7 protein-coding genes are annotated in these 5,967 nt (G+C 66.5%); 6 read left to right on the top strand and 1 reads right to left on the bottom strand.

Annotated elements, in window-relative coordinates; translation table 11 throughout:
* Nucleotides 1-597: LysR family transcriptional regulator (locus tag G3N93_RS31960; RefSeq protein WP_206134751.1), on the bottom strand; the 597-nt coding region annotated here is incomplete at its 3' end.
* Nucleotides 598-709: 112 nt separating this feature from the next.
* Between G3N93_RS31960 and G3N93_RS31955 the strand changes: the two genes are divergently transcribed.
* The 6 genes from G3N93_RS31955 to G3N93_RS31930 form a co-directional block, all read left to right on the top strand.
* Nucleotides 710-1,882 (top strand): acyl-CoA dehydrogenase family protein, encoded by a 1,173-nt coding sequence (locus G3N93_RS31955; RefSeq protein ID WP_011349984.1) that lies wholly within the window; start codon nt 710-712, stop codon nt 1,880-1,882.
* Nucleotides 1,883-1,902: 20 nt separating this feature from the next.
* Nucleotides 1,903-2,652, top strand: coding sequence for an electron transfer flavoprotein subunit beta/FixA family protein (locus G3N93_RS31950; protein ID WP_174933250.1), 750 nt, complete (start codon nt 1,903-1,905; stop codon nt 2,650-2,652).
* Nucleotides 2,653-2,667: 15 nt separating this feature from the next.
* On the top strand, nt 2,668-3,600 hold the full coding sequence (locus G3N93_RS31945) for an electron transfer flavoprotein subunit alpha/FixB family protein (protein WP_174933252.1): 933 nt from the start codon (nt 2,668-2,670) through the stop codon (nt 3,598-3,600).
* A gap of 76 nt (nt 3,601-3,676) precedes the next feature.
* Nucleotides 3,677-4,534, top strand: a complete 858-nt coding sequence (locus tag G3N93_RS31940) for a MaoC family dehydratase N-terminal domain-containing protein (protein WP_206134750.1) — start codon at nt 3,677-3,679, stop codon at nt 4,532-4,534.
* 10 nt (nt 4,535-4,544) lie between these two features.
* Nucleotides 4,545-5,735 (top strand): CaiB/BaiF CoA-transferase family protein, encoded by a 1,191-nt coding sequence (locus tag G3N93_RS31935; protein WP_206124461.1) that lies wholly within the window; start codon nt 4,545-4,547, stop codon nt 5,733-5,735.
* A 3-nt stretch (nt 5,736-5,738) separates the two neighbouring features.
* The coding region (locus G3N93_RS31930; RefSeq protein WP_241026777.1) for an aldolase/citrate lyase family protein at nt 5,739-5,967 on the top strand (229 nt) is incomplete at its 3' end.

Genomic DNA, 5,967 nt, shown 5'->3' with positions numbered 1-5,967 from the left:
GCCCTGCGGCGCGGAAGGCAGGATGAACGGCTCGCGCGCGACCCGCTCGAGCGACAGCGGCCGCTTGCGCGACAGCCCGGCCGACGGCGCCGCGACGGCCCACAGACTCTCGTCGATCAACGCCTTCACGTGCAGCGCGGGCGTCTCCTTCTGCCCGTACAGCAGCGCCGCGTCGACATCCCCCGCTTCGAGCCAGTCCTGCAGGTGGCCCGCATAGCCGATCGTGAGCCGCAGGCGGATGTGCGGGTAGCGCCGCGCCACCTCGCCCGCGAGACGCGTGGCCAGCAGATCCGACGTGCTGGCCAGCAGCCCGATGCTCACGATGCCCGCCACCGGCCCCTCGGTCGGCTGGATCTCGGCCTTGGCCCGCGCCACCTCGTTGAGGATGCGGCGCGCGTATTCGAGCATCGTCTTGCCCGACGGCGTGAGCTGCATGCCGTGCCGGCTGCGGTCGAACAGTTCCGTCCCCATGTCCTCCTCGAGCAGGCGCAGCTGGCGCGACACGGCCGGCTGCACGAGATTCAACAGGCTCGACGCCCGGGTGACGTTGCCCGTTTCGGCCACGGTGACGAAGGCGCGCAGTTGCTTGAGATCCATCGCGGATACCTCGATGCCAAAAACTGATTCGACGATCAGAAAATTCTATTGTTTAAGAAATCCATCAAAACTTATTATGGACTCAACCCATGCCAATGACGAGACACGATTCATGAGCGCCTCCGTTTTCTCCGCCCCCGACCAGTACCAGGAAATCCGCGACGCGGTACGCGGCCTGTGCAATCAGTATCCGGCCGAATACCACCGCAAGATCGACGAGGCGCGCGGCTATCCCGAAGCGTTCGTCACCGCCCTTACGCAGGCCGGCTGGCTGGCCGCGCTGATTCCGCAGGAATACGGCGGCCCGGGCCTGTCGATGGCCGAGGCGTCGGTCATCATGGAAGAGATCAACCGCTCCGGCGGCAATTCGGGCGCGTGCCACGGCCAGATGTACGTGATGAACACCATCGTGTTCAGCGGCACCGAAGCGCAGAAGCAGCGCTACCTGCCGCGCATCGCGGCGGGCGAACTGCGCGTGCAGTCGATGGGCGTGACCGAGCCCACCACCGGCAGCGACACCACCAAGCTCAAGACCACGGCCGTGAAGAAGGACGGCCGCTGGGTCATCAACGGCCAGAAGGTGTGGATCTCGCGGGTCCAGCACAGCGACCTGCTGATCCTGCTCGCTCGCACCACGCCGCTCGACCAGGTGCAGAAGAAGAGCGACGGGCTGTCGTGCTTCATCGTCGAACTGGACAAGGCGATCGGCAACGGCCTCACCGTGCGCCCGATCCTCAACATGGTCAACCACGAGACCAACGAGCTGTTCTTCGACAACCTGGAGCTGCCGGAAGACGCGCTGCTCGGCACCGAAGGCAAGGGGTTGAAGGTGATCTTCGACGGCCTGAACGCCGAGCGCACGCTGATCGCGGCCGAGTGCATCGGCGATGGCTACTGGTTCCTCGAGAAAGCGCGCGACTACGCGAGCGAGCGCAAGGTGTTCGGTCGCCCGATCGGGCAGAACCAGGGCATCCAGTTTCCGCTCGCCGAATCGTTCATCGAGCTGGAGGCCGCGAACCTGATGCGCTGGCGCGCCTGCGAGAAGATCGACGCGCGCCAGAACGCCGGGGTCGAGGCCAACATGGCCAAGTACCTGGCCGCCAAGGCAAGCTGGGAAGCGGCCAATGCGTGCCTGCAGACGCACGGCGGCTTCGGCTTCGCATGCGAATACGACGTGGAGCGCAAGTTCCGCGAAACGCGCCTGTACCAGGTCGCGCCGATTTCCACCAACATGATCCTGGGGCACGTCGCCGAGCACGTGCTGCAGCTCCCCCGTTCCTACTGATTCTGGAAGGATTCCTCTCCATGAAGATTCTCGTACCCGTCAAGCGCGTGGTGGACTACAACGTCAAGGTTCGCGTCAAGGGCGACGGCACCGGCGTCGACCTCTCGAACGTCAAGATGTCGATGAACCCGTTCGATGAAATCGCGGTTGAAGAAGCCGTCCGCCTGAAGGAAGCCGGCGTGGCGACCGAAGTGATCGCCGTGTCGGTCGGTGTCGCGCAGGCGCAGGAAACGCTGCGCACGGCGCTGGCGATCGGCGCGGATCGCGCGATCCTCGTCGAATCGAACGACGGCGTCGAGCCGCTCGGCGTCGCGAAGATCCTGAAGGCGCTGGTCGACAAGGAACAGCCGCAACTGGTGATCGTCGGCAAGCAGGCAATCGACGACGATTCGAACCAGACGGGCCAGATGCTGGCCGCGCTGGCCGGTTTCCCGCAAGCGACGTTCGCATCGAAGGTCACGGTGGCCGACGGCCGTGCAACGGTCGCGCGTGAAGTCGACGGCGGCGCGGAAACGCTGTCGCTTCAACTGCCCGCGGTCGTCACCACCGACCTGCGCCTGAACGAGCCGCGTTACGTGACGCTGCCGAACATCATGAAGGCGAAGAAGAAGCCGCTGGAAACGGTGAAACCGGAAGACCTGGGCGTGGACGTCGCGCCGCGTCTGAAGACGCTGAAGGTGGTCGAGCCGCCGAAGCGCGCGGCCGGCGTGAAGGTGCCGGACGTGCAGACGCTGGTCGAGAAGCTGAAGACCGAAGCCAAGGTACTGTAAGAGGGAGCGGAAAAAATGACGATTCTGGTGATTGCAGAACACGACAACGCATCGATCAAGGCCGCGACGCTGAACACGGTGGCGGCCGCAGCAAAGATCGGCGGCGACATTCACGTGCTGGTCGCGGGCCACAATGCGCAAGGCGCAGCCGATGCGGCAGCGAAGATCGCGGGCGTTTCGAAAGTGTTGCTGGCCGACGCGCCGCAACTCGAAGCGGGCCTCGCGGAAAACGTCGAAGCGACCGCGCTGAACATCGCGAAGGATTACTCGCACATCCTCGTGCCCGCCACGGCCTATGGCAAGAACGTCACGCCGCGCATCGCCGCGAAGCTCGACGTCGCGCAGATCTCCGAAATCACGGCGGTGGTGTCGGCCGACACGTTCGAGCGTCCGATCTACGCAGGCAACGCGATCGCGACGGTGCAGTCGGGCGATTCGATCAAGGTGATCACGGTGCGTGCGACCGGGTTCGATGCGGTGGCAGCGGAAGGCGGCAGCGCATCGGTCGAAAAGATCGCAGCGGCAGCCGACGCCGGCCAGTCGCAGTTCGTGAGCCGTGAAGTGACGAAGCTGGACCGTCCGGAACTCACCAGCGCGAACATCATCGTGTCGGGCGGCCGCGGTCTCGGCAGTGGCGAAAACTACACGAAGGTGCTGGAGCCGCTGGCCGACAAGCTGAACGCCGCACTGGGCGCGTCGCGTGCGGCAGTCGACGCCGGCTTCGTGCCGAACGACTACCAGGTCGGCCAGACCGGCAAGATCGTCGCGCCGCAACTGTACATCGCGGTCGGCATCTCGGGTGCGATCCAGCATCTGGCCGGCATGAAGGATTCGAAGGTGATCGTCGCGATCAACAAGGATCCGGAAGCACCGATCTTCAGCGTGGCGGACTACAGCCTCGAAGCCGACCTGTTCGCGGCCGTGCCCGAGCTGGTCAACGCACTCTGACGGTCATCACGGCCGGCGCCTGACAGACGGGCGCCGGCCGCCTGCCTCACGCTTCAATCATCGAGCACGAAACAACATGAGTCTCGAGTCTCCCGAATCCTTCGACGCGTGGGTCGGCCGCAGCGAAGACAGCGCGGACCGGATTACCCGGGCCCCCGTCCGTCTGCTGCAGGCGACGCTGGACGACGCGAACCCCTCCGAACTCCCCGCGACGCTGCCGCCGCTGTGGCACTGGCTGTACTTCCTGCCGGGCGAGCGCCAGTCGAACATCGGCGTCGACGGTCACCCGCAGCGCGGCGGCTTCCTGCCGCCCGTCACGCTGCCGCGCCGCATGTGGGCCGGCGGACGGCTGCAGTTCCTGCGCCCGCTGGCCGTCGATGCGCCCGTGCAGCGCCGGTCCACGATCCTGAGCGTGCAGAGCAAATCCGGCCGCAGCGGCCAGTTGGTGTTCGTCACCGTGCTGCACGAAACGAGCGACGCCGACGGCGTGGCGATCCGCGAAGAACAGGACATCGTGTATCGCGACGCGCCGCCCCCCGCCGCGGCCGGCGCACCGGCCCCGCAGCCGGCACCGGCGCCGACCGACGAGCAGTATTCGCGCGTCGTCACGCCCGACCCGGTGCTGCTGATGCGCTTTTCCGCCCTCACCTTCAACGGCCACCGGATCCACTACGACCGGCCCTACGCGATGCAGGAAGAAGGCTATCCGGGCCTGGTGGTGCACGGCCCGCTGATTGCGATGCTGCTGCTGGAGGAACTGCGCCGCACGCACCCCGAGAAGACTGTACGCAGCTTCGAATTCAAGGCCGTGAGCCCGCTGTTCGACACCGCGCCGTTCACGGTGAACGGCAAGCTCGACGGTCATGCCGCCCGCCTGTGGGCACGCGGCCCGCAAGGGCAGCTGGCCATGCAGGCCAGCGCCGAACTGGAATAACGATCCGATCATGCAAGCTCGAAAAGGCCCGCTGAGCGGGATGACCGTCGTCACGCTCGAACACGCGATCGCCGCGCCGTTCTGCACGCGCCAGCTCGCCGATCTGGGCGCTCGCGTCATCAAGGTGGAACGCCCCGGTGTGGGCGATTTCGCGCGTGCGTACGACCATCGCACCCGCGGTCTCGCATCGCACTTCGTGTGGACCAACCGGTCGAAGGAAAGCCTCACGCTGGACCTGAAGCAACCGGCCGCGCAGGAAGTGCTGGGCGAACTCGTGGCCCAGGCCGACGTGCTCGTGCAGAACCTCGCGCCCGGCGCGGCCGCGCGCATGGGCCTGTCGTTCGATGCGCTGCACGCGAAGCACCCTCGGCTGATCGTCTGCGACATCTCGGGCTATGGCGCCGACGGCCCCTACCGCGACAAGAAAGCCTACGACCTGCTGATCCAGAGCGAGGCGGCATTCCTGTCGATCACGGGCACGGCCGACGAGCCCAGCAAGGCCGGCAATTCGATCGCCGACATCGCGGCGGGCATGTATGCGTACACGGGCATCCTCAGCGCGCTCCTGCAGCGCGGCGTAACGGGCACCGGCTCGCACGTGGAAATCTCGATGCTCGAGGCGCTGGCCGAGTGGATGGGCTTCCCGATGTACTACGCATATGATGGCCAGCAGCAACCGGGCCGCAACGGCGCCGCGCACGCGACCATCTACCCGTACGGCCCGTTCAAAGCCGGCGACGGCCGCGTCGTGATGCTCGGCCTGCAGAACGAGCGCGAATGGAAAGCGTTCTGCGATGTCGTGCTGCGCGACCCGGCGCTCGCGACCGATCCGCGCTTCGACGCCAACGTGCGCCGCTCGGAGCACCGTGCGGAACTGAAGGCCGTGATCGAACAGGCGTTCTCCTCCCTCACCGCGCAGGACGTGATCGCACGCCTCGACGAAGCGCAGATCGCGAACGCCGCCGTGAACCAGATCGGCGATCTGTGGACGCATCCGCAACTGCACGCACGCGAGCGCTTTCGCTCGATCGACTCGCCGGCCGGCGAACTGCAGGCGCTGCTGCCGCCCGCCACGGTCGACAGCTTCGACGTGCGCATGGATGCGGTACCCGCGCTCGGCGAACACAGCGCGGCCATCCTGCATGAACTCGGGCGCACCGACGCCGATATCGAACAACTGCGCGCCGCCGGCGTGATCTGAGCCATGTCCAAGCCCCTCTCCCCCGTCCAGCACGCGCGCAGTCTGCTGTTCGTGCCGGCCACCCGCCCCGAGCGCTTTGCGAAGGCGCTCGACTCGGGCGCCGACTGCATCATCGTCGACCTCGAGGATGCCGTCAGCCCCGACAGCAAGGACGACGCACGCGCGCAACTCGCGCAGCACCTGCCGTTGCTGACGGCCGAGCAGCGCACGCGCACCGTCGTGCGCGTGAACG

It is taken from the genome of Burkholderia sp. Se-20378, assembly GCF_017104665.1.
Lineage (GTDB): Bacteria > Pseudomonadota > Gammaproteobacteria > Burkholderiales > Burkholderiaceae > Burkholderia > Burkholderia lata.
The sequence above is the reverse complement of the archived record's forward strand: the minus strand, read 5'-3'. Positions and strand labels throughout refer to the sequence as shown.

What these genes read in the sequence shown, in the direction of transcription:
- G3N93_RS31940 (WP_206134750.1), top strand. Translation starts at nt 3,677, where the DNA reads ATGAGTCTCGAGTCTCCCGAATCCTTCGACGCGTGGGTCGGCCGCAGC.
- G3N93_RS31935 (WP_206124461.1), top strand. Translation starts at nt 4,545, where the DNA reads ATGCAAGCTCGAAAAGGCCCGCTGAGCGGGATGACCGTCGTCACGCTC.
- G3N93_RS31955 (WP_011349984.1), top strand. Translation starts at nt 710, where the DNA reads ATGAGCGCCTCCGTTTTCTCCGCCCCCGACCAGTACCAGGAAATCCGC.
- G3N93_RS31950 (WP_174933250.1), top strand. Translation starts at nt 1,903, where the DNA reads ATGAAGATTCTCGTACCCGTCAAGCGCGTGGTGGACTACAACGTCAAG.
- G3N93_RS31945 (WP_174933252.1), top strand. Translation starts at nt 2,668, where the DNA reads ATGACGATTCTGGTGATTGCAGAACACGACAACGCATCGATCAAGGCC.